At 34.2% G+C, this 26,260-nt stretch carries 27 protein-coding genes, 1 pseudogene, 3 riboswitches and 1 other annotated feature; of the genes and pseudogenes, 1 reads left to right on the plus strand and 27 read right to left on the minus strand.

All coding sequences use genetic code 11. The annotated features are described in order from the left end of the window. Nucleotides 1-6: 6 nt before the first annotated feature. Nucleotides 7-167: riboswitch (M-box (ykoK) riboswitch) on the minus strand. 61 nt (nucleotides 168-228) lie between these two features. From dltD to wecB, 10 genes and pseudogenes are all read right to left on the minus strand, one after another. Beyond that, nucleotides 229-1,515, minus strand: coding sequence for a D-alanyl-lipoteichoic acid biosynthesis protein DltD (gene dltD / locus PYW37_RS06430; RefSeq protein WP_025017090.1), 1,287 nt, complete (start codon nucleotides 1,513-1,515; stop codon nucleotides 229-231). Continuing rightward, entirely contained in the window at nucleotides 1,505-1,744 is a 240-nt protein-coding gene (gene dltC, locus PYW37_RS06435) for a D-alanine--poly(phosphoribitol) ligase subunit DltC (protein ID WP_003130226.1), read from the minus strand. The genes dltD and dltC overlap by 11 nt, the downstream gene beginning before the upstream one ends. Nucleotides 1,745-1,786: 42 nt before the next feature. Continuing rightward, entirely contained in the window at nucleotides 1,787-3,010 is a 1,224-nt protein-coding gene (dltB, locus tag PYW37_RS06440; RefSeq protein ID WP_010905856.1) for a D-alanyl-lipoteichoic acid biosynthesis protein DltB, read from the minus strand. Next, nucleotides 3,010-4,509 (minus strand): D-alanine--poly(phosphoribitol) ligase subunit DltA, encoded by a 1,500-nt coding sequence (gene dltA, locus PYW37_RS06445; RefSeq protein WP_025017091.1) that lies wholly within the window; start codon nucleotides 4,507-4,509, stop codon nucleotides 3,010-3,012. Before dltA ends, dltB begins: the two co-directional genes overlap by 1 nt. Nucleotides 4,510-4,533: 24 nt before the next feature. Then, complete coding sequence (dltX, locus tag PYW37_RS06450) at nucleotides 4,534-4,665, minus strand: teichoic acid D-Ala incorporation-associated protein DltX (RefSeq protein WP_003130223.1); 132 nt, start codon at nucleotides 4,663-4,665, stop codon at nucleotides 4,534-4,536. Between the two features lie 189 nt (nucleotides 4,666-4,854). Next, nucleotides 4,855-5,502: pseudogene (gene thiE / locus PYW37_RS06455) on the minus strand (thiamine phosphate synthase). Next, complete coding sequence (gene thiD / locus PYW37_RS06460; protein ID WP_021722878.1) at nucleotides 5,492-6,295, minus strand: bifunctional hydroxymethylpyrimidine kinase/phosphomethylpyrimidine kinase; 804 nt, start codon at nucleotides 6,293-6,295, stop codon at nucleotides 5,492-5,494. Before thiD ends, thiE begins: the two are co-directional and overlap by 11 nt. A 13-nt stretch (nucleotides 6,296-6,308) precedes the next feature. Continuing rightward, nucleotides 6,309-7,061 carry a hydroxyethylthiazole kinase gene (gene thiM, locus PYW37_RS06465; RefSeq protein WP_021722877.1) on the minus strand — a complete coding sequence of 251 codons (753 nt, stop codon included), beginning with the start codon at nucleotides 7,059-7,061 and terminating at the stop codon, nucleotides 6,309-6,311. 80 nt (nucleotides 7,062-7,141) lie between these two features. Beyond that, nucleotides 7,142-7,244, minus strand: a riboswitch (TPP riboswitch). Nucleotides 7,245-7,345: 101 nt separating this feature from the next. Further along, nucleotides 7,346-9,820 carry a glycosyltransferase family protein gene (locus tag PYW37_RS06470; RefSeq protein ID WP_025017092.1) on the minus strand — a complete coding sequence of 825 codons (2,475 nt, stop codon included), beginning with the start codon at nucleotides 9,818-9,820 and terminating at the stop codon, nucleotides 7,346-7,348. Further along, complete coding sequence (gene wecB, locus PYW37_RS06475) at nucleotides 9,810-10,898, minus strand: non-hydrolyzing UDP-N-acetylglucosamine 2-epimerase (RefSeq protein ID WP_021722875.1); 1,089 nt, start codon at nucleotides 10,896-10,898, stop codon at nucleotides 9,810-9,812. Before wecB ends, PYW37_RS06470 begins: the two co-directional genes overlap by 11 nt. Nucleotides 10,899-11,436: 538 nt before the next feature. On the opposite strand from wecB, the gene PYW37_RS06480 reads away from it, so the two are divergent. After that, complete coding sequence (locus tag PYW37_RS06480) at nucleotides 11,437-12,114, plus strand: hypothetical protein (protein WP_223848520.1); 678 nt, start codon at nucleotides 11,437-11,439, stop codon at nucleotides 12,112-12,114. Between the two features lie 112 nt (nucleotides 12,115-12,226). Here the strand turns inward: PYW37_RS06480 and rplL are convergent, their stop codons facing one another. The 17 genes from rplL to PYW37_RS06565 form a co-directional block, all read right to left on the minus strand. Beyond that, nucleotides 12,227-12,595, minus strand: coding sequence for a 50S ribosomal protein L7/L12 (gene rplL / locus PYW37_RS06485; RefSeq protein WP_023189211.1), 369 nt, complete (start codon nucleotides 12,593-12,595; stop codon nucleotides 12,227-12,229). 69 nt (nucleotides 12,596-12,664) lie between these two features. Next, nucleotides 12,665-13,180, minus strand: a complete 516-nt coding sequence (gene rplJ, locus PYW37_RS06490) for a 50S ribosomal protein L10 (RefSeq protein ID WP_003130213.1) — start codon at nucleotides 13,178-13,180, stop codon at nucleotides 12,665-12,667. A 25-nt stretch (nucleotides 13,181-13,205) separates the two neighbouring features. Further along, nucleotides 13,206-13,331: a sequence feature (ribosomal protein L10 leader region), on the minus strand. A 70-nt stretch (nucleotides 13,332-13,401) separates the two neighbouring features. Beyond that, on the minus strand, nucleotides 13,402-13,590 hold the full coding sequence (locus PYW37_RS06495; RefSeq protein WP_003130209.1) for a hypothetical protein: 189 nt from the start codon (nucleotides 13,588-13,590) through the stop codon (nucleotides 13,402-13,404). A 15-nt stretch (nucleotides 13,591-13,605) separates the two neighbouring features. Next, the gene (locus PYW37_RS06500) at nucleotides 13,606-14,364 is read right to left on the minus strand and encodes a helix-turn-helix domain-containing protein (RefSeq protein ID WP_021722873.1); all 759 of its coding nucleotides are present in this window, start codon (nucleotides 14,362-14,364) and stop codon (nucleotides 13,606-13,608) included. A 120-nt stretch (nucleotides 14,365-14,484) separates the two neighbouring features. Next, nucleotides 14,485-16,311, minus strand: a complete 1,827-nt coding sequence (locus PYW37_RS06505) for an ABC transporter ATP-binding protein (protein ID WP_023189209.1) — start codon at nucleotides 16,309-16,311, stop codon at nucleotides 14,485-14,487. Then, nucleotides 16,295-18,112 (minus strand): ABC transporter ATP-binding protein, encoded by a 1,818-nt coding sequence (locus tag PYW37_RS06510; RefSeq protein WP_023189208.1) that lies wholly within the window; start codon nucleotides 18,110-18,112, stop codon nucleotides 16,295-16,297. Before PYW37_RS06510 ends, PYW37_RS06505 begins: the two co-directional genes overlap by 17 nt. 148 nt (nucleotides 18,113-18,260) lie before the next feature. Then, nucleotides 18,261-18,881: an ECF transporter S component gene (locus tag PYW37_RS06515; RefSeq protein WP_003130203.1), complete on the minus strand. Its 621-nt coding sequence runs from the start codon at nucleotides 18,879-18,881 to the stop codon at nucleotides 18,261-18,263. Between the two features lie 114 nt (nucleotides 18,882-18,995). After that, a riboswitch (FMN riboswitch) is annotated at nucleotides 18,996-19,132 on the minus strand. Nucleotides 19,133-19,229: 97 nt separating this feature from the next. Continuing rightward, nucleotides 19,230-19,949, minus strand: coding sequence for a pseudouridine synthase (locus tag PYW37_RS06520; RefSeq protein ID WP_003130202.1), 720 nt, complete (start codon nucleotides 19,947-19,949; stop codon nucleotides 19,230-19,232). Beyond that, nucleotides 19,936-20,502, minus strand: a complete 567-nt coding sequence (gene scpB, locus PYW37_RS06525; RefSeq protein WP_012897880.1) for an SMC-Scp complex subunit ScpB — start codon at nucleotides 20,500-20,502, stop codon at nucleotides 19,936-19,938. The genes PYW37_RS06520 and scpB overlap by 14 nt, the downstream gene beginning before the upstream one ends. Beyond that, nucleotides 20,495-21,223 carry a segregation/condensation protein A gene (locus PYW37_RS06530; protein ID WP_023189206.1) on the minus strand — a complete coding sequence of 243 codons (729 nt, stop codon included), beginning with the start codon at nucleotides 21,221-21,223 and terminating at the stop codon, nucleotides 20,495-20,497. Before PYW37_RS06530 ends, scpB begins: the two co-directional genes overlap by 8 nt. Nucleotides 21,224-21,252: 29 nt before the next feature. Continuing rightward, nucleotides 21,253-21,969 (minus strand): site-specific tyrosine recombinase XerD, encoded by a 717-nt coding sequence (gene xerD / locus PYW37_RS06535; protein WP_010905864.1) that lies wholly within the window; start codon nucleotides 21,967-21,969, stop codon nucleotides 21,253-21,255. After that, nucleotides 21,947-22,408: a cyclic-di-AMP-binding protein CbpB gene (gene cbpB / locus PYW37_RS06540; protein WP_010905865.1), complete on the minus strand. Its 462-nt coding sequence runs from the start codon at nucleotides 22,406-22,408 to the stop codon at nucleotides 21,947-21,949. The genes xerD and cbpB overlap by 23 nt, the downstream gene beginning before the upstream one ends. A 30-nt stretch (nucleotides 22,409-22,438) precedes the next feature. Then, nucleotides 22,439-22,942 (minus strand): metallophosphoesterase, encoded by a 504-nt coding sequence (locus tag PYW37_RS06545; RefSeq protein WP_003130196.1) that lies wholly within the window; start codon nucleotides 22,940-22,942, stop codon nucleotides 22,439-22,441. Nucleotides 22,943-22,989: 47 nt separating this feature from the next. After that, complete coding sequence (locus PYW37_RS06550) at nucleotides 22,990-23,595, minus strand: nucleoside-triphosphate diphosphatase (protein ID WP_003130194.1); 606 nt, start codon at nucleotides 23,593-23,595, stop codon at nucleotides 22,990-22,992. Further along, complete coding sequence (racE, locus tag PYW37_RS06555) at nucleotides 23,596-24,411, minus strand: glutamate racemase (RefSeq protein WP_025016756.1); 816 nt, start codon at nucleotides 24,409-24,411, stop codon at nucleotides 23,596-23,598. Nucleotides 24,412-24,565: 154 nt separating this feature from the next. Continuing rightward, nucleotides 24,566-24,805, minus strand: coding sequence for a YneF family protein (locus PYW37_RS06560; RefSeq protein ID WP_003130191.1), 240 nt, complete (start codon nucleotides 24,803-24,805; stop codon nucleotides 24,566-24,568). Nucleotides 24,806-24,956: 151 nt separating this feature from the next. Then, a complete protein-coding gene (locus PYW37_RS06565) occupies nucleotides 24,957-26,216 on the minus strand; it encodes a diaminopimelate decarboxylase (RefSeq protein ID WP_023189205.1) in 1,260 nt (419 codons plus the stop codon). Between the last annotated feature and the right edge of the window lie 44 nt (nucleotides 26,217-26,260).

The raw sequence follows: 26,260 nt of genomic DNA on the forward strand, positions 1-26,260 counted from the left end.
CGAATCAGTTACAAGCTATCGTTCAAGCTTTAGCTCCGCAGGGCAATGTTGTTGCACTATTTCACGCCTTGTTTGTCGACGTGAACTGTTAGCCCTCTCATCGTGTCTCCACGACTCTGCGGCAGCAACCCGTATCCCTGCGGTAGCCTCACCTACCGACGATTATGTCATAGACATAACCTTTATTATTATAACTGACATATTCTTTTTTGTCAATCTTTTTTATTTTTAATTTACTATAGACTCTGTTGCACCATTCATTGCCCAATCTTTTGATAAAAATAACGAATTATCAATATGATAGTTGACCTTGCTTGGTGTCTTCATGAATTTTTCAATTGCTTTGTCTGTAGCCAACCAACCTATAGTACCAAAGTGAACAGTATCACCAGAGGCATAAGGTGTGTTATACATATCTGTTAAGTCAGCAATTTGATAAAAGCCTTGACTGCGCAATTGCGTTTTAATTTTAGAGCTAAAATTTTCGAGTGTTGCTTTTGATACTCCAGTGTAAGATGACCATGAGCCGTTTACTGGTTGAATAACAAATAAAACATCATTATTATTTTTGGCAAAGACATTTAAGAGCTGTTGGAAATCTTGATACTCTGGACTTTCTAAATAGGAAACATGTTTTTTGTAATTTTCTAGATGTTTATATTTAGATTTTATTTTCTTATCCCAAACTTTATTATTGATTTGGAAAGGATTGTTATTTGAACTATCTTTTCCTTGGTCAACTGCCAATTTTTCTAAGTTTTCAGAGGTTGGATCATTGGGTAATTCTTTAGCAAACTTATTAATTTTTGGTGTAAGTCCAAGAGGTTGTGCTGTGAATTGTGAAACACTTGAGAAGAGTAAATCTTCTTTTCGCCAAAATTGAAGATTGGTCGCCACAGTCATTTTTTGTAGAGTGGTCAGTGGTTTTTTATCTGCTAGACGTTCTAGAGAATTATAAATCGTCTCTTCAGATTTAAGCGATCTAAATCTTAATAAATGTTTTGCAAGTTGGGTGGTGGTATTTTCTTTAGGATCTGCTTCTTTTAACCAATCGTAAATCTCACCTTTGGATACAAAGTTTTTCAATTCACTTTCAACAATTCCTTGTTTTGAAAACCATTGTGGACTAATGACAAAAACAATTTTACGATTTTTTAACTCATTTGCCACAGAGTTCATGTAGAAAAAGTGGGTTAAAGTAGTTGTTCCTGGTTGTCCTACTAAGAATGGCGTAAAACCAGAATTGTATTTTTTGAAATAGGCACTTGGGTGAAAAGAATCCACATGTTCCATTTCTGATGAACCAAGAACTGGTAAAAACTCGGGGTCTGAATAGGCTTGTTTTTTAATTGAATAGCCTGTAAAGCTTGGAGTATTTAGTGGTGATTGAGCAAATTTAACAAGTTGGTCTTTTGAGTATTTCATACCAACATTTATTGGGAGAAATATCAGTAAGCCAACAAGGGCTAAAGCTGCAATTAATGGGCCAATGGCTCTAAAAATTTTAATTTTCATCCTTTTTTTCCTGAACGCGTGCTGCTATTTTATTTGCTGTATTCCAATCTTCACGGTCCATTTCTGATGGTGGAAGACTGATATCAAAAGCGCCTTCTAATTCAACAATGAGCATGATGGCTCTCATTGAATCAAGAATTCCTTCTTCAAATAAATCCATGTCTAAGTCTTCACGGAATTCGTCTGTGCCTGATACGGTTTCGATAATATCAAAAATTTGTTCTTTCATTTTGTTTCTCCTAATGTTTTTTTATGATATGCCTAACGCCTTTTAGAAGTTAGGAAGTGGGAAATGTGGATCTATGCAGTGCATAATAATGTGATTTGGTATTCCTGAGAAAATAAGGAAACTGATAAATACTAGATTAAATGTAATGAAAATACTTATAGCACTTGTCCATTTATTATCTGGAATTTTCCAGTTTTTACGTTTCTTCAGACGTTTCCATGCGTCATACCCAATCATTAACATGGCGTGGTAGAAACCATAAAGGATGTAATACCAAGTTAAACCATGCCAGAATCCCATGAGTAACATATTTGCGAGGTAACCAACATTTGAGATGGTTATCATATTTTTCGACCATTTTTTAACCATGAATGTTTTCACTAATCTCATGAATACAAAGTCACGGAACCAAAAACTCAAAGTCATGTGCCATCTTTGCCAAAAGTCATGAATATTTTTTGCTAAGAAGGGTTTGTTAAAGTTGTGTGGGAGGTCATATCCCATTAAATTGCTGACACCAATAGCGAAGAGTGAGTAGCCAGCAAAGTCAAAGAATAGATAGAGTCCGTAAGCATACATTGATGATGAAACATTCAAGAAGCTTGGGTGTATCGTTGCAGAGATTGCAATGCCATGTAGCCAATATTGGTCAATCAAGTATCCGATGATGAATTTATAAAGGAAACCTTGGAAAATTCTAAAGACACCTTTATTTAATAAATCAAGGTATTTTTCAGTGACAACTGGCGCTTTTAGTTCTTTAACAAAACGTCGGAAGCGGTCAATTGGGCCTGATGAAATCGTTGGATAGAAATAGAGAAAATAAAGAAATTCTTTAAGAGGAACGGCTTTAATAAGTCCGTCTCGTATTTCCATAATCATGGCTACTGTCTTAAAACTGATGTAAGAGATTCCTAAGAATCCAAGAATTGAACCTGGTCCAGGTCCTGGATTGAACAGAGGATGCACTTTGACAATCACTAATGGCAAAATAGAGAGCAGAATGATGAGGTAGAAAACAAAACTCTGATTCTTGTTTTGTTTTACTCGATACCACTCATAGAATTTTACAATGATAGTCTGGAAGACTCCGAAGCCGATTAATGCCCAAATTGTCACTGTTCCCGAAAATGTCAGCCAAAGAAAAGCGATGGTCAATAGGACTTGATACCACATGAGTTTTTTGCCCAGAAGCTGGGCAATAACGATAGGAATTAAAGCAAGTCCTAAAATCACGAAGTAAAAGGGTGTTGAATAGGGTTGCACTAGTTGTCACCTCGCTCTTTTTGGGCGAGTGCCTTGCGGTCAACTTTGCCATTTTGATTCAATGGGAACTTTTTAAGATAAACAAACTTAGTTGGCATCATGTAATCCATAATTGTTTTTGAAAGTTCAGCTTTGAGTTCTTTTGTGAAGGCGCGTTCGGCTGCACGGTCTTCAAATGTTTTTTCTGTTTCTAAATAAGCGATTAATGCGGTGACTTTATGCTGGTCATTTGTTTTCGGTAAGACTACCGCTTTTTCAATCTCTTTTAAGTTTTGAATATTGGCTTCAATATCTTGAAGTTCAATACGGAATCCATTAAATTTAACTTGAAAATCAATTCGTCCTTGGTAACGGAGCATTCCGTCAGCGGAAATTGAACCGGCATCTCCTGTATGATAAGCGGGTTTTCCGTCGACTGTGAAAAAGGCTTGCTCAGTTTTTTCTGGATTTTCAAAGTAACCTTTGGCTACCGAATCACCAATAATGATGATTTCCTTATCCATAATTTTTAAGTCAACACCTGGTTTGGCAAAACCAATTGGGACACGATCATTTTCTGTCAGTAATTCTTTCGTGATTTTTACTGACGAAATGGCTCCTGTTGCTTCTGTTGGACCATAGGTATTGTATATATTTGCTGACGGAAAAGCTGTCAGTAATTTTTCTGCTGTTTTCTTTGTTAATTCTTCACCGCAGAAAATAAATTGAACTAATTGAGGGTGTTCTTTCTCAGTGAACGAAGGGTCCAATAAGCAAATATCAACAAATGATGGTGTTGAAATCCAAGTATTAATGACCGTTTTGTTCAAACGTTCAAAAAGTAATTTGAAGTTGGTTGTTTCGTCACGTGAGAGTGAAATTAATGTTCCGCCAGTTGTAAGACTTGGATACAAGCTGAAAATTGATAAATCAAAGCTGTAAAGGGCTTGTGACAAGATTTGATTATTTTCATTTTTCATAAAATCATTGTTCATCCAATTGGTGAAAGTCACAAGATTATCATGACTGACTTCAACACCTTTTGGTACTCCTGTTGTTCCAGAAGTATAAATAATATAATTGCTGTCATTTCCAGAAACAGCTTTAGAAAAATCAAGTGCTGGAAGTTTGTCAGTCAAAATCTGGTCAGTAAGTTCAAGAGAAATTCTGTCAGTAAAAAGTGCTTCAAAATCTGCTGACAGCTCAACTGTAGTGAGTACCGCCGCTGGTTTTGCCGCTGATTTAATCATTTCTGTCCGCTCAAATGGTGTGTGAGCATCAACAGGAATATAAGCGTGACCAGTTAAATTTGTCGCAAGCATGGCTGCTAAAGTGATAAAATCGTTTTTACCGAAAATCAAGATTGGACGCTGATTTAAATTGCGTTCATTGATTTGTTCTGAGATATGTGAAACCGCGGCAAATAATTGACGGTAAGTAAATTTCTGCTCACGCTCGGCAAGTACAATAAGGTCTGGTTCTTTTTTTGCAATTTCAAAAATTTGTTCTAATAATTTCATAATTAACTCCTTCGATAATTCTCTCTAAAATTCGTTATAGATAAAGTGTGCTCCGCCAGTATGACTGTAGGAATAAAGATAGAGCAGAATTAAAATAATTATAAAGTAAAATACTGTTTTAGCCAAAAATAGACGAATTTCTTTTTTCTTGTCCATTGGAACTCCTTTTAAATATAAAGTAATAAGAGGTTTTTAGAATAATCAGTTAATCTCATATCATTTATGACTCTGATTATAACATTTATTAAAGAAAAAAAACTTACATTTGTGTAAGTTTAATTTATATAATAAAAAGAAAACGGAATCATTTTGTTTTGTTGTATTTTTAAGGGTACAACATCTTTTTCATCTAATATTTTGCTTAATTTTTTGAACCATATTTTTGTAATTTTCGGATTCTGTCAGCAAAGAAATTACCGCAACTCCACCCAAACCAATTTTTGAAAGCTCTGTCAGTGAATTTTCAGTAATTCCACCAATTCCAACAGTTGGTAATTGATTATGCTCAAGCATTTTTCTTAAATGGTCAACCCCAATTGGTTCTGCTGCGTCGGACTTGCTATTTGTTGGATAAATTGGACCAATTCCCAAATAGTCAGCTCCACTTTTTTGAGCGCTTTCTAATTCCATATCATTACTGACAGAAAGTCCTACCCACATTTCTTAGCCAATCAGCTCACGAATTTTACTGACAGAATCATCGTCTTGTCCGACATGAATCCCGTCAGCTGACAGTTCACGCGCTAATTCAACATCATCATTCACAATAAAAGAAACAGCCGCTTTCTGAGCTACTTCTTGTAGTCTTTTTGCTACTTCTAATCGTTGATTATTATTTTTATAAATTGTTCCCTTATCACGAAATTGATAAACCGTTACTCCACTTTTTATGATTACAGAAATTTTATCGATTGCATCATCAATTGAAAGTTTTGGAAAATCTTGTGGGCCAGCAATAAAATACGCCCTCAGGTCTAAAATTTTATTTTTCATTAATTGTCACCCAATGGTTTAACGGTCCATGACCGTGACCAACATTAATTGTTTGTGAAATAGCTTCAGTAATAAACAATTTAGCTTTTGGCATCACTTCTTTTAAATCTTCTCCTAAAGCTAAATGAGCTGTAATATAAGAAGAAAGTGTATCTCCGGTTCCGTGTGTTCTTTCTGTCAGTAATCTTTTAGAGTCATAAGTACTGACAGAACCATCTGTCATCAATAAATAATCTCTGACCAGTTCTCCATTACCATGTCCCCCTTTAATCAGCACATTTTTAGCACCTAACTTTTGAATATCATGAAGGGCTTTTAAAATTTCCTTTTCGTCAATAATTTTATAGCCACACATAACCTCTGCCTCTTCCAAATTGGGAGTGACCAATTCTGCTAAAGGTAACAATTCATTTTTTATCAAATCAATGGCTTCTCTTGTCAAAAGAATTGCCCCGCCTTTAGCCACCATTACTGGATCCACCACCAAATGCTTCGGTTTATATTTTTTCAAGCCTTGAATTACCGCTTCAACTTGAGCAGTATCAAAAAGTGCCCCCGTTTTAGCTGCCGAAATTTCCAAATCAGAAAATACTGAGTCAAATTGAGCCAAAATAAAAGCTTTATTTGTCGGTAAAATTTCTTGTACTCCATAGGTATTTTGCGCTGTCAACCCTGTCACAATTGTTGCCGAATATACTTTTTGATTATGAAAAGTTTTTAGGTCAGCATTAATACCAGCCCCACCAGAAGAATCAATTCCAGCGATTGTCACAACTTGAGAAACATCAATCATTTCTTTTTCTCCCTTATATAACCTCTTGCGTCGCTTGATAAATTTTATCAAGAAGACGATTCACAAAATTTCCTGGTAGATTTTCTACTTGCTCAGTAGCTTTCACACCAGATTCACCGAAGAATTCTGTCGCTTCATAAGCCGCCTTAAATAAATCATCAGATACAGCCGCAAAAGTTCCAACAATTGCTGACAACATATCCCCACAGCCAACATTAATTTTAAAAAGTGGACTATCAGTTTCAACAAATAGTTCCTCAAACCCATTAGAAATAACATCAACTTTTCCAGTTTGAATAATGACTGCCCCTGTTTTTTGAGCAGCAACTCGCGCGTGCTCAACTTCTAAATTTGACTCAAGTGCATCAATTCCTTTGTTCAAGCTTTCTTTATCAGCAAACCAAGCAATTTCCGCTGAATTCCCACGAATGATATCAAATTTCACCTCTTGCATTAATCTTTTGACAAAATTTGCTCTAAAAGGGACATTGACAGCAACTGGGTCCAAAATTAAAGGTTTGTGCTTTTGATTTGCTAACTGACAAATAGTCAAAAAAAGCGGATAATCCTTTTCTGAAATGGTTCCAATATTAACCACTACAGCATCTGCAATTTCAACTAAAGTTTCACTTTCTGAAATTTCCGCAGTCATTAATGGTGAACCACCAGCAAAACTAATCGCATCCGCAACTCTTTGTGGAGTTACAAAATTCGCTAAATTTAAGATAAGTGGTTGTTTTTCTTGAATCTTTTCTAAAATTGACATCAAAAAACTCCTTTATAGACACAAGGAGGGCTCTAGTATGATAAGAAAGTAAGCTAAAAGATTTTCATAAAGAAAATACAATTAAAACTCGGACACATTCTTACGCAGGTCTTAACCTGTTCAAGTCTGATGGTCTTTCTCAACCGGTAATTTTAGTTTTTACCAGTACCCATTGTGTTATTGATTTATTTTTAAAACTACAACTACTTTAACATATTTAAACTAAAAAAACTAATTTCGCAAATATACAAAAGAAAAAACCTAGCCCAAAAGGCAGGTTTTTCTTATTTTTTATACTCATCAATATGAGGGTCAACACTTTCTTCTTGACGATTAGTTTTTACCCAATCATTTTTAGAGTTGAAATATCGAATGGCTGACTGTGGATAAATTTGAGTTAAAATAAGTAGAAATTTCGTCAGATTAACCGTATCTTTCACTACATCCCACACCCTTGTTTTTTCTTGAGATTTTCCTTTGTTATAAAGAATAGCCCATACAAAATTCACAAAGATAATATAAATTGACATCACGATAAAAAGCACAACAACAATTTTAAGTGATTGAGTAATCCCTGATAGGATAGCAGAATTAACAATCATAATCAGTGTATAAATTACAATGATATATTCAATCCCCATTAACCAAGGTTTCAGTAGGGTCATCAATAATTCAAACTTCTGTTTATTCTGCAATTTTTTTGACCGAATCGTCGGTAAAATATATTTTGAAGATTGGATATTTCCCTGCGCCCATCGCACTCGTTGTTTAACCAAAGCTTCATTATCATTGATAATCCCTGTTTGTTCAATGTAAATATCATCAAATTGAGCATTTTTAACTTCAATATCTGACAGAAACAGACGGGTTGATAAATCAAAATCTTCCACAAGAGAATCTGTCCAAGGGTCTTCATTCAATGCCTGAAGAGTACTTAATTTACAGAACTGTCCATTTCCACCAAAAGCAACTGTATTGGTCAAAGTCCGAAACATCTGTGTCGCATTGATAATTTCAGAAAATTCCAAGTCTTGTGAAGCATCTTTAAGCAAATTGGCAACACGAACCTTGGATTGCAAACCAGTAAGCTTAGCATCATGATTGAAAACCATATTTACTTTTTCAAAATAATTGTTATCAAGTTTTGTATCGGCATCAATTATCGCAATAAGAACATCCTCCGGAGCAATTCCAGCTTCTTGAATTTGCTCACTAATTTGATAATAAGCCCAATTCAAAGCCGTCCCTTTTCCTTTTTGCGCATTAGGTTTAATACGTCTTAGAACATTCAATCGAGAATCTTGAATTTCAGAAATTTTTTCTAAGCTCCGATCATCACTTGCATCATCAATAACAGTTACTACCAAATTCTCATAATTATTTTTCAAAATACTTTTCAAAGTCGTTTGAATAACCAATTCTTCATTCAAACACGGAATCAAAACATAAATATGAAATTGTTTTTTTATTTTCTCATCTTTGAAATCTAATGCTGTTATCTTTTGTCTTTTATTATATGAATACCACAAAATAACGACTTCTACCGTATAGTAAAGAAATACGAAAACTGAAAAAATAAAGAAAATATAATTGATACGGTCAAAAATATCAAAAACCAAATAACTTTGTTTCCAATAATGATATCTTACAATATATAAATAGAGGAAAGGCAAGCTTGAACCAATATATAGCAATATCTTCGTTCTTGGTCTGATAAATTTTTTCAAACCTGTATAGATTGTCAAAAGCATAATCACAACAACTTCAAAAATTTGTAGCGCAAAATAACTATTGAAAATTTTGTTATTAAAATGAATAAAATTAGTTGGTGGATTAAGAAGGAAAAGATAAGCATAAACTCCCAGAGCAACCAGTATTAATACATAAATTGGTTTTAATGACAGTATCTTTTTCTTTGATTTTTCTCCCTTATATCCAATAACTAAAGCAAAAGCAATAATTGGTAGGACGAATTGAGAAAATACAGTCAATCCTTCTATCCAATGTGCCAAAAAGACATTATAGTTAAGCTCAATGCTATTAAAGAAACCTTCTTGAGCAAAATTAAAGGTAATATTTACTTGAGTTCCTGAATAAACGATTAATGCAACGATGTAGACAACTAAGAGCACATAAACCGTATATTTGATATTCTTTCCTAATTGTTTGGCATCAATCCCACTAAATTTACAAAAACTCAAATACATGATTGGCATAAATGGTACAATCAGATACCTGATATCCATATTACTGACAATCGAGAAATCAAACCCCTGATGTTCAACCAAGAATTTAATAATGAATTGAATCGTTATAATTGGCAATGTAACGAACCACAAAGAAGCAATCAATGTTGCTAATTTATAAATTAACCTCTTCTTTGTTGAAACATAATAAGCTAAAGCACAACAAAGTAAAATGAAGATAGCAATCAAAAATCGGAAGGGAAATAACTGTGGAACAGCATGTTCCCCACCTATAAGGTAAGTCAAGGAAACGATTAAGCGATTGGAACCATACATCAGGAAACCAAAGACACCGAGAATACTCAAATTTCTAACTGAATTCGGAATTTTTTCGCTATCCGTAATGATAAAAAATGAGCTAAGCATCAAAGGAGCCACAAAAAAGAAAATGGTAAAGAATTTTTCTCTAGAAGTAAAATTTGATAAGCGGAAAATAAACTCAAAATTAAAGAGGAAGATAAAAATGAGACAGACAGACTGGAAAGACTTTAAATTAATTTTTTTATTTTTCATTTAGAATATTAACAATCTGCAAGGAAGTTGTTCCGTCACCATAAGGATTCTTACTTCCTGACATCCTTTCATATTTAGTCTTGTCTGTCAGTAAAGTCCGAGTCTCATTAACAATATTTTCTTTTGAAGTCCCCACAAGTTTTAAAGTACCAGCCAGTACACCCTCGGGTCTTTCAGTTGTATCACGTAAAACAAGCACTGGAATCCCTAAGAAAGCCGCTTCTTCTTGAATTCCACCAGAGTCAGTTAAAATCAACTCGGCATGACGCATCACATTATGAAAGTTAATTGTATCCAGCGGGTCAATGATTTTAATATTACTATGTTCCAGTAATTTTTGCGCTTTTTCACGAATGATTGGATTCATATGAATTGGATAAATGATTTTATGTGTTTCTTTAAATTCATCAGCGATCTCTGCAATTCCATCAAAAATTTCTTCTAAATCACTCAAATTTTCACGACGGTGAGCCGTCACTAAAATCATTTTCTTATCAGCTTGCCATGATAAAGCTTCATTTGTATAATCATCCTTTAAAGTATACTGAAACATATCTATAGCACTGTTTCCAACTACAAAAACCTGTTTTTTGGGCTTACCTTCTTTTAAAAGATTTTCTTTCGTCATTTCCGTTGGTGTAAAATGATAATCAGCCATTAAACCAACAATTTGACGATTCATTTCTTCAGGAAATGGTGAAAATTTATTGTAAGTTCGCAAGCCTGCTTCAATATGTGCCAACTTTATCTGATTAAAATAAGCAACCAAACTTCCAGCCAAAGTAGCTGCAGTATCACCATGAACTAAGATGACATCTGGTTGTTCCTTTTTAATAATTGGGTCAAGACCGCTAATTGATCCTGCCACAATTTCTGATAAACCAGAATATTTTTCCATGATTTTTAAATCGTAATCAACTTCCACAGAAAATTCATCTAAAAGTTCATTGAGCATTTCTTTGTGCTGCCCTGTGTTAACCAGAACAATTGGATTGCCTTGCCTTTTCGCCTCTTGGATTACTGGATAAACTTTAATAAATTCTGGCCTAGTCCCAAATATAAAGAGTAACTTTTTCATCTCTACCTCACCATCTATTTTTATAAATATACTTTTTGCTTCATCTAAAATTATTCCTGTTGTAGTTTATTACCTACTTCACTTCTATTCTAATAGATATTGGTTTCAAGAGCAAATATATTGCATGGAATAAGATTAAATTTGGAATTTATTAGCCTATTAATCTATTAATAAAATACATAAATCAATTAATTTTGTAATTATTAGCTGACAATTATTGATTAAATCTGACAAAATAGATTTTCATTAGCACTTTATTCATCTTTTGTAGACAGTCATTGTCAAAAAAAAAAAAAAGAGAAATTCTCTTTCTTTAAAATATATTCAATTGAAATTTTGTGAATTTTGATTTATTTTTAAGTCTGAAAAGACAAGATATTCTTTAATCTCTAAACAATTATTGAAATTAACAGTAAGCTCTTCACATTAAAGATACACAAATCATTATCATTTATAATAAAAATATTATAAAATAAGATTATAATTATAAATTGTAGTTTTACTTTTTAATTTTTGAATGATGAGAAAGGAGTCTCCTATGAATCCAAACAAGCAATCAACAACTTTTAACTATTATTTTAACATCACTGATAAAATGAAAAACTTTATTAAAAATAGTGGCACTAGTCCATCTGTCAAGTTTGAAAATAGACAAGATTATCAGCCTATTTTTGATAATAAGCGACAAGTCGGATTGACAATTAGTTCAAACGTTAGTCAAACAGAACATGAAATTGCTGATTTTTCGCTCACTCTGCCTGGTTACCACTTTGAAGGTTGGAAAATTGTTCGCGATAGTCATTATGTGATCCCGCATAATATCTACCGCGAGCAAGCTGCACTCTATGCTGGTGCAAATTCTGCCTTACACAAAACAGGAATAAGCCCCGATTTCCTTTGGACTGCAGGTGATTACCTTCAAAATGTTGGTAAAGAATATGATTTATATGCCCAGTGGACACCTTTAGAATACGAAATTCGCTATTCTTCTCGTACAATAAACAAGGTCGAACTCTCTTGGACCCACCCCTCAGATGTACGAACAGTTGAAAAAAATTTCATTCCCTATCTAAAACCCGAGTTGCGTGGCTACGAGTTTGCCGGTTGGACAAGTATCGTCGATTCAACTGAACAAACAATTTTTGAACCATATACGATTATTCCTGCTGGTATTGGGCCAGTTAAACTTATTGCTCTATTTGAAGAAGTATTTTGAAAATTTGAGACTCATAGATAGCAAAAAAAAATACTACCAAGAAAAGACTTGGTAGTATTTTTAATAGAAAATCGATAATATTCAATTTTCTTTTTAAACAAGAATAAAATTCTTATTTAAGTGTGATTGAAGCACCAGCTGCTTCAAGTTTTTCTTTAACTTCGTTAGCTTCTGATTCAGAAAGACCTTCTTTGATCATTGTTGGTGCACCATCAACGAGTTCTTTAGCTTCTTTAAGTCCAAGACCAGTGATTCCACGTACTTCTTTGATTACTGCAACTTTTTTGTCGCCAGCTGATGTCAATTCAACGTCGAATGAATCTTTAGCTGCTGCTGCTGCATCACCAGCACCTGCTGCTGCTGCAACTGGAGCTGCTGCTGTTACGTCAAATTTTTCTTCGATTGCTTTTACAAGTTCAGAAAGTTCAAGGATTGTTGCGTTTTCAAGTTCAGCAACGATGTTTTCAATGTTCAATGCCATTTTAATATTCTCCTATTAATTTTTTAGTTTGTTGCGTAAATCCGCCGATATAAGTAATGTTGCTTATAATTAAGCAGCTGATTCTTCTTTTTCTGCAACAGCTTTGACTGCAAGAGCCACGTTGCGGACAGGTGCTTGAAGCACTGAAAGAAGCATAGAAAGAAGTCCATCGCGGCTTGGAAGAGACGCAATAGCTTGGATTTCTTCTTTAGAAGAAACTTTACCTTCGATAACACCAGCTTTGATTTCAAGATTTTCAGCATCTTTTGCAAAGTCAGCCAAAACTTTTGCTGGTGCTACAACATCTTCGTTAGAAAATGCTACTGCTGATGGGCCAGAGAATGCTTCTGACAAACCTTCAAGACCAGCTTTTTCAGCTGCACGACGCAAAACTGAGTTTTTAACGACTTTGAATTCAACGCCTGCTTCACGAAGTTGTTTACGAAGTTGAGTATCTTGATCAACTGACAAACCACGTGAATCTGCAACAACGATAGATGCTGCTTCAGTCATTTTTTGTGCGTAAACATCAACCAATTCTGCTTTCTTAGCAATTGTTGCTTCATTTACTTTGTAATCGCTCATTTTTTTACCTCCATTTTATTTTGGTTGTAGAAATAAAAAATCTCTACACACAAAAGACATAGAGAGTTCAATTATCATTTTGATATTTGTCCTCGGTAGGAAGTTTATGACTTTCGTCCCCTACTGTCTTCGGTCAGTTCTTTTAGAACCATAAATAAGTATATCAAAGTTTTTCTGAAATTGCAAGACTAAACTTATTCTTTTTTCTTTTTTATTTTAGTTCATGCAATGTTCTTTTGGTTTTTTGAAAGATGAAAAAATTTGACATTAACAATCTTTTTTTCCTTTTTTATTTTCTCTTTGCTATCATTTTCTATCAATTTCTGTGAAAGCCATAAAACTAATTCATAAGCAATTGCAAAAATTGATCCAATTCCCAGTATTGGTAAAATTTCTCTTATCCAATTCATTTTTAAGCCCTCATTTTAATCTATAATCTGTGATTCTTCAATTTCTTCAAAATTATCAACTACTGGTCCAATAATTCGGAAATTATCTTCCTGTCCTAGATAAAAATCCTTGTATTGTGGATCTGGATTGAGTGAATGAATTCTAAATTGTCCATCTTCTTCTTCAAATACTTGTTTGATATACAAACGTTCTTCGCCCAAATCTCCTTCAGCAATGGCGTAAATATCCCCACTCCGACCAAAACCAGTGTGTAAGAATGTTGCAATAGAAAAATTAGGGAATTCAGGTTCCATCGATTCCCCTTTTACTCTGGCTGCACCATCATATCGACCAAGAGTTTCAGATGTGTAAGCTTTGTAGTGGCCACCTGTATTGCTTTGAGATTGACCAAAACCTGCCGATAATTCTTCATCTTCAACAATGGCATAATCTAAAGAAGAACGTCTGTAGGTTTTCAAATTAATAAGCTCTGTTTTATTTTGTTCAATGAGAAAATCCGTAAAATTAATAACTGATTCTTGTTGTTCTCCTGTCAGTGAACGATAATTATCGATTAATTGTTTTTCTGCATTATTATCAGTTTCTTTGATTAATTCTTGAATAGGTAAATCATAGATATCTGCTAGTTTTTCTAGTATTTCTAACGTTGGGTTGGTTGATTTTTGTTCCCAAAGTACATAAGCATTTTGCTTCATTCCTAGCTTTTCTGCTAATTGACTCTGTGTCAATTTTGCATTTTTTCTTAATTTTTTTAAGTTCTGACCAAAATTCATAAACTCTCCCTTCCCGATTCTTTATTAATCTTTCTTATATTATATCGCTTATTTTATTTTTTGTCAATATTTTTTATCAGAAAAACTGATAAACGAAAAACCGCTGCTATCAGTGGTTTTTCATAGTTCTTTTTGTAAAGTTTGAATTCGATACATATCTGCATAATAACCATTAAGCTCTAAAAGTTGGTCATGATTTCCTCGCTCAATAATTTCTCCCTTGTTCAAGACTAAAATTTGGTCAGCATCTTTAATCGTTGATAAACGGTGAGCAATTGCCATTGTCGTTCGATTTTGTCGCATATTTGTCAGACCTTCTTGAATAAGCGCTTCAGTTTCAGTATCAATATTGGCTGTTGCTTCATCTAATAAGAGAATTTTCGGATTACGCACAATCGTTCGAGCAAAGTTAATTAATTGACGTTCACCGGCCGAGAAGGCAGCTCCACCTTCAATTACTTTGGTTTCGTAACCATTTTCCAAATCCTTGATGAATTTGTCAGCTTGAACAAATCGAGCCGCTTTTTTGGCTGCTTGGTCAGTAATCTGTGGATTCATCATTTTGATATTGTCAGTAACTGACGCAACAAACATAAAGGAATCTTGCAATACTAAACCAATTTTTTTCCGAAGTTCTTCTTTTGAATAACTTCTAATGTCCTGATCATCAATCAAAACTTGACCTTCTGTGAATTCATAGAAGCGCATGAAAACATTAATAATACTCGATTTTCCTGAACCTGTATGACCTACAAAAGCAAGCGTTTCTCCAGGATTCACAATGAATGAGATATTTTTCAAAACTTGATGTTCTCCGTCATATGAAAAACTGACATTGCGAAATTCAATTTTTCCTTCTTGAATGATTGGAAAATTGTTGACAGATTTTCTGTCATTAAATTTTTCATCAACATTTTTACTGACAGAAGTTGAAATTCCTTGTTGTGGCGCAAATTCTTTTTCTTCCATGATTGTCTTGATACGACTAGAGGCTACCAATCCATTTGAAAAGTTTGATAAAGAATCCATCAATCCTGAAATAGGATTAAAGTAAATTTGTACATTACTGATGAAAGCATAAATTAAACCAGCCTCAACCACTGCATGTAGACTTCGATTAGAATACATCAACAAGACAACAACAATTGAGATGGCCATCAAAAAATTAACCAAAGGGCTCAACAAAATTCCATTAATCTGAATCACTCGTTTTCGATAACCATAATATTCATCATTTGTTTTTTCAAATTCATTTCCTAGTCTGCTCTCTTGACGAAATTGTTGAATAATTCTCATCCCAGAAATGTATTCATTTAATTTCGTATTCAATTCTGAACGCTTAGCAAGCATGGCTTGATAAACTTTTGTACTCACTTTTTGATAAATCAATACTGCCAAAATCAATAGGGGAAGAATCAACAACATCACAAGCGCAATTTGGTGGTCAATAATAAACAAAGCAATGAAGGCAATGATAATAGAAAGCAAACTTGTTAATGCATTAAACAAAGTCTGCCAGAAATCAAATAAATCGGTGTCATTTGTGATTCTGGTGATTAACCAACCCGTCGGTTTTTTGTCAAAATATCGCATGCCTAGCTGATGAATTTTTCGATAAACTTTCTTACGAATGTATTGATTAACAAAAATCGAACCATTTTGCAGATAATTCCATTTGAAAAAGAAAGCAATTGAATTGATTATTGCTAAAATCAAATAAAGACCTGCAAAATAGAAAATAATCTGGTCAGTCGCTTTCATAGGTGTCAAATAAGAATCCATAAAAACGGACAAAACAAAAGGCATAAGTGAAGCCAGACCAGTTGTAATTACACTAAAAACAAAAGCCCAAACGAAATACTTTTTGAAAGGTAATAAGAATTTGAAAATAAATTTAAAAACTTGCCAACTTTCTCTGACAGACATTTTGTCAGTAGATTTCTCCATTTTCTTCTCCTTCCCGATTTACTGACGAACCTGTCAGTAAATTCTCATCTTCATCATTCGCTGTCAAATGACTTTCAATCTGTTGCATTTGCCACATTTGAGCATACCAACCTCCAGATTTAATCAAATCTTCATGCAAACCACGCTCAATCACTTTTCCTTCATCTAGTACGAGAATTTCATTAGCTTCCATTACTGATGACAATCTGTGACTGACAACTAACGTTGAACTTTCATGACGTAAGGCCTTCAAATTTGACAAAATTAACTGTTCAGTCTTGGCATCAACAGCTGACAGCGCATCATCTAAAATCAATAATTTAGGCTGAATAAGTAGCGCCCTCGCAATAGATAACCTTTGCTTTTGTCCACCAGAAAGTGAAACGCCACGCTCGCCAACCAAAGTATCATAACCTTCAGGAAAAGCAATAATATCATCATGAATTCCAGCTGTTTTAGCTGCAATTTCAACTTCTTCTTGACTCGCTGACATCTTAGCAAAGCGAATATTATCTCTGACAGACATCGAAAATAGAAAATGTTCTTGCGGAACATAACCAATCGCTGGCAAATATTCATCTAATTGATAATCCATAATATCATGGTCAGCAAAAGTAATATGTCCTTTGTAATGGTCAAACTCTCTCATTAAAAGTTTAATAATCGTTGATTTTCCTGCACCTGTTCGTCCGACCAAACCTAAAACATGACCTTCTTTTAAATTAAATTGAACTTTCTCCAAATTGCGCCCTTCATTCTCATTTGGATAAGTAAAACTTTCAATATCAAAAAGGAGTTGACCTTCTTTTGGCATTTTCAAAGTACCTTCAGAAATTTTTGATTCCGCTTTTTGAGCTAATAATTTTTCTACTCGACTGTATGAAGCTCTTCCACGTTCAATAACATTAAAAAGAACACCAATAGCAAACATCGGCCAGACCAAATTTCCGATATAAGTCATAAAAGCAACTAACTGACCAATCGTTAAAACATGGTGAACAACATAGTAGCCCCCTAAAAGAATGGTTAACGTATAAGATAAACCAACAATTAAAGTGATTAAAGGATCGTACATTGAGTCAATCCAATTGACCCTGATAAAGGCTTTATCAATATTATCTAACTTAACTTGGAAATCAGCCATATCTTGTTCTTCTTCACCAAAAGATTTGATTGCTTTCATTCCTGTAATCGATTCTTGGACCTTATCATTCATTTCAGAGAAGGTTTCTTGGGCATGTTCAAAACTTACATGAATTTTATCCCCTAAAACTTTAGATACTAGCGCGAGTAAAGGCAAAGGAAGGACAGCAATAATCGTCAAACGCCAGTCGATAAATAAGAGCATAGCAATGATTGTCATCCCGCCCGTCATTAAAGAATCTGCCCAAGTCAAAACACCAAGTCCAGCAACACTCTGTATCGCTTGTAGGTCATTTGTCGCATGAGCCATCAAATCGCCAGTCCGATTTCTCTGATAAAAAAGGGTATCCATTCTTAAAAAATGCCTAAAAAGCCGACTACGGATTATTTTTTCCAGTTTAAAGGCTTCACCCCAAATATTTGTAGACCAAAGAAAACGAAAGCCATATTCAACGAGTGCAGTGATCAATAAAATACCAGAAAAACTCAAAATTAAGGGTAAAGTCAGGTTACGCTTAACAATATGGTCAATAATTTTTCCGATAATTAAAGGCGGAATCAAGTGAGTTAACGAAACAATAAAAAGGGCTAATAGACCAACGCCATAACCTTTTCTCTCTGCCTTAAAAAACCACCATAAATCTTTAAAAATTTTCATACAGTCTATTCCATTTTATTTTATAATATTCTAAATATTAGTATACCATAAAGAAAGCGTTTAAAACAGACTATATGAATTGAGATTCCCACTTATTTACTATTTAAATAAAAAAAGAAACTTCAAATCAATGAAATTTCTTTTTTTATTAAGCATTATAAAATTTAACGACTTTGTTTTTCTTGAACACTGCAACAATCAATCCAAATACCAGAGCAAAGATGATGTACTGCAAAGCATTAAAAGGTAAAACTACTGTTAAAAGATAAGTTGGATTCAAAGTAACTGATAGAGAACCCATATTAAAAAGATGAGTTGCTCCAACAAAAATCTTATCAACATCGAAGCCAGCAGCTAAACGATAGAGAGGGAGTGCGTAGAAAACATTCAATACCATCATCACAAGAACTGATGCGATGGCTGCTAAAACCACACCAACTGTATAGTTTTTGATTGAGAATTTTTTCTTTGTAAAGAACCAAACAATTGCCATGAAGATTCCCAAAGCAATGAAGTTCATCGGCACACCAATCCAAGTTGATGGCCCTTGATTAAATAGGAGATACCATAAGATAGAGCGAATAAAGAGGATTATAAATCCATCACCCAATCCCAAAGTAAAGACTCCAATAAGTACTGGAATGATTGAGAGTTCAACTTTCATAAAATCAATTCCAGGCAATAGCGGAAACTGCAAAATCGGCAATAATAAGATTGTTGATAATGCAGCAAGCATGGCAATTAACACCATCCGACGTGTTTTAGACATAAAAAAACCTCCAAATATGAGAAAATAATTCTTCAAATTTCGAGGAAGTTGATAGACATTTTTGGTTTGGCTAAAAACAGTAATCCAACCGAAGTTGATTACACTACAAAAATTGTTCATCTTCTTCCATCCAGACTTTACTGTCGCTAGCATATTCTCACTGCTTCAATCGCCGTAGCGAATCGCGGAGTCATAAGGTCAAAGCCCTATTTACCGCCGGTCCCGAATTACACGGTGCCCTGAAGATGTTTTTATTATAGCACAAAAATAGTTTGCTTATCAAGAATAAGATTTGCTTAAGAAATAAAAAAACAACTCTTTACCAGAATTGTCTTTTATAATAATCACTTAATTTCCTTGGGCTGCATTAATCAATTGAGAAACTTCTTTTTTACTCAAACGACGAAATTGTCCTGTTGGAAGTCCATCCAATGTAAGAGTTCCATATTGAATACGACTCAATTTTTGTACTGGAAGTCCTGCAGCCGCAAACATTTTTTTAACTTGATGATTTTGTCCTTCATGGATAGTTAAACTAACAATCGAATGATTTTTTGTTTTCTCTTGTTTGATAATCTCATAACGGGCGGGACTAACTTTTTTACCTTCAATAGTCATACCTAAAGTTAAAGGACGCAAGTTTTCTTTGTTCGCTTGGCCTTCTACCTTAGCAACATAGACCTTATCAACGCCATGACGTGGGTGAGTCATCATATTCGTAAACTCACCGTCGTTTGTAAGCAAAAGCAAACCGCTTGTGTCCCAGTCCAAACGTCCCACAGGGTAAATCCGTTCTTTAACTTGAGGCATTAAATCCATTACCGTTTGACGTCCTTTGTCATCGCTAACTGAAGAAATATAGCCTCTTGGTTTATTTAGAAGATAATAAACGGGTTCTTCGTTATAAACTGCTACTCCATTAACTTCAACGATATCTCCAGTTGAAACTTGATAACCCAAGTTTGTCATTGGAACATTATTTACCGTTACTTTTCCCGCTAAAATTAGTTCTTCTGCTTTACGTCTGCTTGCCACACCTGCATGGGCCAAATATTTATTGATTCTCATTTTCTTCACTTTCGTTAAATAAGGTTTGTTCTTCTGCGATAAATCTTGACTCATCTATTTCAGGTAATTCATCTAAATGATTAATCCCAATATAGTCTAAGAAAAATTCAGTTGTTGCATAAAGACTTGGACGTCCTGGTGCTTCAACTTGCCCGACCTTTTCAACCAAATCAAAAGCACGAAGTGTTGAGAGAACACCTGAGGAATTCACTCCGCGGAGCTGATCGATTTCGAGTCGAGTTAAAGGTTGCTTATAAGCAATAATTGATAAAACTTCAAGAGCTGATTTTGACAAGGATTGATTAAGAGGAGTTTTGGCATAGTTTTTAAGAATTTCTGCAAACTCTTCTTTTGTAGCCATACGATATTTACCTGCAGTTTCAATAATCGTCAAAGCAGATTCTTCATCAGAATGATATTTTTCTTTTAAGTAATCAATTTGTTGCTGACAAGCTTGTTTAGACATTTCTGTCAATGCTGACAATTCTGCCAAAGTTAAACCAGCTTCGCCAGATACAAAAAGTAAGAGTTCACAACTTGCTGTCTTATTCACTAGTTTCTTTTCTTTCTAAAATAATTTCTCCAAAAAGCTCTCCTTGAGAAAAAGAAATCTGTTGATTTTTGATTAATTCTAAAAGAGCCATAAAAGTGGTGACGAGTTCATCTTTATTAGTAGAGTTAGAAAACAAATCTGAAAATTTACATATTTTTTGTTCTGTAAATCTAGTACTTAACTCTGAAATCTTATCAGCGATTGTAAATTTCTCAGCTGCTATTTTTGTGTTCTCGTCTTGAAAATGTTGTCTTTGCAACTCAAGAATCTTAGTAAAAGCTAGAAATAAATCTAAAGCAGATTTATCCTGCAAAAGTACAGTTTCATCAGTGATAATTTCTGTCTTAGCTTTTGAATAAAAATGACTACGTTCCTGATGAAGTTCATCTAAATCTTGTGACAACATTTTATATTTCCGATATTCATCAATTTGAGCCAATAAATCATACTCAAGTTGTTCTGTATCTTCAATAAAAGTTTCGGTAACTGTTGGTAAAAGTCTTCTTGATTTAATTAACATCAGTTGACTTGCCATTAACATGTACTCTCCAGCTACTTCCAATTCAAGTTCTTTCATGGTTTGAATATAGATAAGATATTGCTCAATAACTGGTACCAATGGAACTTCAAAAATATCCATTTCATACTGACTTACCAAATGCAATAAAAGGTCGAGAGGACCCTCGAAGTTTTTAATTTTTATATTGATTTCTTTAATCATAGTTTACATAATAAAAATAATGTAAATTCCTATCTATAATATTTTTCAAGCGTTGTAATAGTTGTTAAACCAAGTAGAGTTGCCAGTTCATAAATTGACTTCCCTGCTTTAACTTGATGCAAGATATACTGTTCTCTAATTTCTTTGGAAGAATAGTTCGTAAATTTTTTCAATTCAGTATAAAGAAATTGACGAGATTTTGCGAATAATTCATCAGCATTATTAATGGCTTTAACTCTTATGGCAAATTTTTCTCTAATTGGTAAAACTCGTTTTATTCCTGCTTTTTCAATCGTGAGATATTTAAAGTTCCAATTAAAATTTTCCCATTTCAATTTTTGTATCTCAGCAAAATTTAAACCAAATTCTAAAATTAATAAGGCTAAAAATTGTCCTGGACAGGTCAAAGGACCATAGAACTCAGGAAATTCCTTAATCATTGGATGATAACTTTGAGCAGTCTGTGATTTTTTTTGAACGACTTGTTTAATTTTAAAGTACTGGTCAACTTTTTGTCTTTGATACAGGAAAAGCAAATATTGATTTGCACTCGAAATCTTCCTTCGCTGTGCTGCTGGCGAAAGATTACTAATTTGAATTTTGTAAAGTTCTAAGTTTTCTGTTGTGAGTGACTTATCTTCAAAGAAAGCCTGCAAAGAAACTAAATCATAATGGTAATTTGAACGAGTATTCTCTGAAAAATTTCTGCTTGCTAAATACTCGTCAATCTCGTTTGGTAATTTCATAATATTTTGTAAAGTCGTGAGCAAAGGCACTAAAGGCCTTTAATATTTCTTGCCTAACAACAATCCCCATAAATTCCTGTCTTTTGACTACTGGGAGAAATGGCTCCTTAATTAATTTGTGCATCATTTCTTCCAAGGTTACTGATGGTCCAACTGTTTGAACATCTTTATTAACTATTTCCGAAATTGATGTATTATGTAATTTTTCAAAAAAGAAATTCTGCTCCATTTCAAATTCAACGATTTCTGTTAAACCCAAAACACCAACGTATTCTTTTTTTTCATTTAAAACTGGAACTCGTGAATACTTATACTGACTAAGCATCAGTTTGGCATGAGCAATATTATGCTCAGCATAAAGTACAGCAACATTTGAGGCAGGAATCATAAAGGTTTCACTTTGATTCAAGATAAAATCCTCAATCTTTTTATCAATCATGCAAATTACTCCTTAAAGAGCTTTGTAGACTTAGAGTCTGAACTGTAGTTCCGGGATAGGTTCATGTTGCAGATTTCGATATGAAACTTTGAACTCTTCTCCTTCAATCTCAATTATAGCATACATTTTGATATCATACTTCCCTCTAGGTTGTGCAACTGAACCTGGATTTACATAAAGTATATTATTAATTTTTTGTGCTACTGGTTGATGGATATGTCCAAAAAGCGCGATATCTGCGTTCTTTTCCTCAGCAAAATAAGAATAACGGTCTAATCCTAAACCAACATAAAAAAGATGACCATGTGTAATTAATACCTTTTTTCCTTCAACTTCTTGAGTAAGAAAATCATGATATCCACTATCATAATCACAGTTCCCAGCAACAACAGTTATTCCTTGCCAAATTTCATCAGAACTAGGAAGTTCAGAATCTCCGCAATGAAAGATAGCAGTTGCTTCATTCAAATATTTAGATTTTATGGATTGAACCACATCGCGGTCATAATGTGAATCAGACATTACTACAAACATAAGCGTCCCTCTTTTACATAATTATTTTTATGTTAATTTATTTAAACTTATTTGTCAAGCCACTCAGGAAGTTCAGCCATTAATTTTCTCAAGGCTTGTCCACGATGAGAGACTTGATTTTTTTCTTTTTCTGATAATTCTGCGGCTGTTCTAAAGGCATCAACCATGAAAATAGGATCATAGCCAAAACCATTTTCTCCTTTAGGAGCGAGAGCAATATAGCCATCCCAATCTGCTTCTACAACTAAACTCTCACGGCCTGGTTTTGCCGCCACAAGCGTAGTATGAAAATGTGCGCTTCTACGTTCTGGGGTAATTGCCGTTGGAGCCAGTTCGTGCAAAAGTTTTGCGATATTTTTCTCATCAGTAGGATCTGGAGCCGAGAAACGATGCGACCAAATGCCAGGCAAACCACCAAGGACATCAACACAAAGTCCTGAATCATCGCCAATAACTACTTGCCCAGTAATTTCAGCGATTTGTTCTGCTTTTAAACGAGCATTTTCTTCAAAAGTAGTTCCAGTTTCTTCAATTTCAGGAAGTTCTGGATAATCTGTTAAATCTTTGATTTCATAACCGAAATCAGCAAATAATTTTTTAAATTCTTTTGTTTTTCCTGAATTTCTTGTTGCGATAATAAGTGTTTTTTCCATTTATTTTTCCTTATTGAAATTCTCTATTTCAGTATGTTCAATCTGAAGTTGTCCGATGTTTAACCATTTTTCTGCAATTTCTCGAAATGAATTAACGCCCGCAGTAGTATAGAAACGATGCTCTAATGGTTGACGTTCTTGTCCATTTATTGAAAAATAGTTGAGCAGAACAGAGATATCTCGTACAGCTTCTGCTCCAGAATCAATCAAACGCACCTCTTTTCCCATTGTTTCTTGGATTAAGGAACGTAAGAGAGGATAGTGAGTACATCCGAGAATTAAGGTATCTACTTTTCCAATTAGTGGAACAAGACTTTCTGATACAACTTTTCTAGCAATTTCAGATTCCATTTCATTTGATTCCACGATTGAAACAAATTTTGGACATGCTAGGCTATATACTTCTACTGCTGATGATTTACGAACAATTGTTTTATGATATTCATCTGAACGAATCGAAGCTTGAGTGGCAATTACACCAATTTTGTTTGTTTTTGTTTTTTGAATCGCTGAGCTTGCTCCGGGTAGGATGACACCAATCACCGGTATATCTAGTTTTTCTTTTACAATTTCTAAGGCCATCGCTGTTGCTGTATTACAGGCCATTACAATCATTTTCACATCTTTTGATAGTAAAAAATTAACCATGTCCCAAGTGAACGCTATGATCTGTTCACGACTACGCGGACCATAAGGAGCTCTTCTTGTATCTCCTATGTAGACAATTTCTTCATTTGGGAGTTGTCTAAGGAGTTCGCGAGCAACAGTCAGTCCACCAACACCAGAATCTAAGAGGCCGATTGGTCGATTGTCCATTTTTCTTCTCCTTTTTAAATATCTAATTCAAATTCTTTCTTATCCAAAATCTGTATTTTTTAATATAATGGATACTTTATTTATGATGATAAAAGCAAACGCTGAGAGAGTTTAGAACTTGTGTTCTACTGCTTCGCTCAGCGTATATAATAGCTTATTTTTTGTTTGTGTCTGATTGCTTTGCAGCAGCACGAATTTGGCGAAGAACTTGTTGGACTTGAACTTCACTTGGTTTACGTCCCATAGATCCCATCATAAGACGAACAGCATCTTCATTAAGGGGTGGGTTATCCATAAGTAATTTTTTTGTTTGGCGTTGTGAGAACCATGTTCCCAAGAAAAAACCTGCCAAAAGGCATACAACCATAAGCAAAATAGCTAAGATTAAATTCATTTTGAATCTCCTAATTTTGGCGAAAAGCTTTCGCCATTGATGACATCTTATTATATCAAATTTTAGTCCTTTTGTCAGCACTTTATATTACTGACAGAAAAGATAAATGAGGCAAAAGTTACTGACAGAGCTGTCAGTAACTTTTTATTTCTCAAATTGTAAAATCAAAACCATCTAATGTTGCAAAATAATCAGCTGGCTTCTCTGCTCGACGAATTAAACGAGTCTTTCCATCTTCTTGAAGCAAAATTTCGGAACTTCTTAATTTAGCATTATATTGATAACCCATTGAGAATCCATGCGCACCAGTATCATGAATCACTAATAAATCTCCTATTTCTATTTTAGGAAAGGCTCTTTCTTTTGCAAATTTATCATTATTCTCACATAAAGAACCTGTAATATCATAAATTTCAGTCGCTTCATCATTTTCTTTTCCAGCAACTGTGATGTGGTGGTAAGCACCATAAAAGGCTGGACGCATCAAGTTAACTGCTGATGCATCAACGCCAACATATTTTCGATAAGTTTCTTTAAGATGCAAAACTTTTGTAATCAAATGACCGTGTGGAGCAAGCATAAAACGTCCCAATTCGGTATAAATTTTTAGATTTTCTATTCCGTTAGCGCTCAAAACTTCATCATAAGCTTCATGAACACCTTGTCCGATTTTTGCAATATCATTTGCCTCCTCATCAGGACGATAGTTCACACCAATTCCGCCTGATAAGTTAATGAAATCAAGGGTAATTCCAGTTTCTTCTCTAATTTCTAAAGCAAGCTTAAAGAGCTTGCTGGCAAGTTCTGGGTAATAATCATTTGTCACTGTATTTGAAGCCAAAAAACTATGCATTCCAAATTTTTTCACGCCTAATTTTTGCAAATCTTTAATTCCTTGGATGAGTTGGGCTTTTGTCATTCCGAATTTAGATTCTTCTGGATTATCCATAATTTTTGTTCCCATAGCAAAAACTCCACCGGGATTGTATCTCAAACTCATTGTTTCCGGAAAAATAAAATCTGTCAGATTTTTCAAAAATTCAATATCTTCATAGGCATCAAGATTGATTGTCGCACCCAATTGATTAGCAAATTGAAATTCTTCAGCTGGAGTATCGTTTGATGAAAACATCATCTCAGAGCCGTCAAACCCACATTTTTCGGAAAGTAACAATTCGACATAAGAGGCGCAATCAACTCCACACCCCTCTTCATGAAGAATTTTTAAAATAGCTGGTGTGGGTGTCGCTTTCACAGCAAAAAATTCTTTAAATCCTTTATTCCAAGCAAAGGCTTTGTGAAGGTCACGCGCTTTTTGACGAATTCCTTTTTCATCATAAAGATGAAATGGTGTTGGAAATTCCTTTGTGATTTGTTCTAATTGTTCTTTTGTTACAAATGGTGTCTTCATCTCTCACCTCATTTTTAGATTATTTATAAGTATAGCATATCATC

Source organism: Lactococcus lactis, from assembly GCF_029023865.1.
GTDB lineage: Bacteria > Bacillota > Bacilli > Lactobacillales > Streptococcaceae > Lactococcus > Lactococcus lactis.